This window comes from Mesorhizobium sp. P2_A12 (assembly GCF_056405075.1).
In genome coordinates this window covers 1-1,875 of record NZ_JBFUCU010000071.1, presented here as the reverse complement: position 1 = coordinate 1,875, position 1,875 = coordinate 1, and the positions used below count along the sequence as shown (strand labels likewise).

Sequence of the window (1,875 nt, the reverse complement as noted above, 5' to 3'; positions counted from 1 at the left end):
CGCTTCGTCCGTATCGAAAACGAGGGTATCGATATCATCAAGCATTTGCGATGCCTCGTCGAGGCGACCGGCCCGCAGGAGAAGATCACAAAGTTCGCATGCCTTCTCAGGGGTATGAAATACGACGCCCTGCCCACGCCAAAGAACCATACTCTCCCGGACGTCATCGATGCCGGCATCCAGTTCACCTAAATGCGAGCGGGCATGGCCACGCCACCTAATGCCGCTGCTTCGACGCGCCGTGTAGCCATGCCGATCGCAAATCTCGACGATCTTCGTAGCGTTCTCAAGGAGTTCCTCGTATTGACCGAGTAGCGCGCACAATTCGCAATGCCCGAGAAGACGCCACGCGAATTCGAAGGGCTTATCGACCTGGTCAAAATTTCGAATTAGGCCCTCTTTCTCTTCGACGGCATCATCAAAGAAACCCAATATTATCAGCGTTTCACTAAAATATTCCTCGGCAGCGACACGGAGTTGATCGAACAAGATACCCGGATTTGGGTCAACATGATCGATCAAATCTAAGCCATTCCGCAAAGCTTCAGCTGCCTGTGGTTGTTCTCCCCGGCTATAATGAGCCATCCCCTTGGTTGCCCAAAGACCGCTTAGATAGGCCGGTGGAAGGAGATCGGCACAGTCTGCGAGCTGCTTTTCGGCTAGGGTCAGGTAATCGTGATTGCGCCCAGTGGCTAAAAAAAATGGAGCCGATGAAAGCGCAACGTCACATTGCAATTCGACCGATGCGGTGTTCGCGGCAGCAAGACGTGCATCTTCAAGCGTCTTCCCAAGGCGCTCAGAACGATATCCTTCAGCCTGCATCAAGGCATTGGCCATCGCAAGGTGGAGGCGTGTCATCCGTTCGGCGCCGCCGGAGACGTCGCCAAGTCTCCTGCTGCAGTCAATAGCACTGGAAAAGTGCGACACGGCTTCCCGAGTGGCAGCTCTGGCCAGGGCGGCCCCTCCCGCCTTTTGCCAGTGATCGACCGCGCTTACCCAATTCCCCGCTTCCTGAGAGTGGTGCGCGACGAGTTCGGGTTGTGCTTCAGTGACTTCGGTCCACCTTCCCTCCAACACATCTGCGACACGCTTATGTAGTTCCTGGCGCTTGGCGCGCAGCAGCGTGCCATACGCTGCGTCCTGAACGAGCGCATGCTTGAAGAGGTAAGTGGCCAGTGGCCGCGTCCCGCGGCAGAACACCAGACCGGCGCCGACGAGTCGATCCAATGCTGCGTTTAGCTCAGCGGCATTTCGCTGTGCGACCGCTGCCAGCAATTCGTAGGAGAATTCCCGACCGACAACCGCGCCGACCTGTGCGACCTCTTTAACGGCTACGCCAAGGCGATCGAGCCGCGCCAACAACGAGGCATGCAGCGTGGCGGGCACGTTCAAACTTGTCGCAGCAGCTCTTGAGAGCACTGTCCCGGTGTTGCCGCCCTCCAACACCGCCTTGGTCAGCTCCTCGACGAACAGTGGCACCCCATCCGTGCGATCGATGATCTCCGCGACAACGTCGCTCGGCAGCTCTCCGGTGCCGGCGACCCGCTGGACCAGCGCGGCGCCTTCACGACGGTCGAGCCGGTTGAGGACAAGAACCGTGACGTGCGCCTGCCCGGTCCACGGCGGTTGAAACTCGGGGCGGAACGTGAGGAGAAGCAGCACTGGCAGGCGCTGCACCCGCTCGACTACCAGGTCGAGCAGCTCGCGCGAGCTGGGGTCGATCCAGTGCACATCCTCGAAGAGCATCAGCACCGGACCTTGTCGCGCCAGCTCTTCGAGCTGCCGGAGCAGCGCATCGAAGGTCTTCTCTTTCTTACGCTGGGGCGTCAGTTGGAGAGGCGGGAAACGGCCTTCGGTCGGCAACGACAGCAGCTC

General features: G+C 59.3%; 1 pseudogene. It reads right to left on the bottom strand.

The features are described from left to right. Positions 1–1,875, bottom strand: a pseudogene (locus AC1DZU_RS35490) (hypothetical protein); the annotation flags it as partial.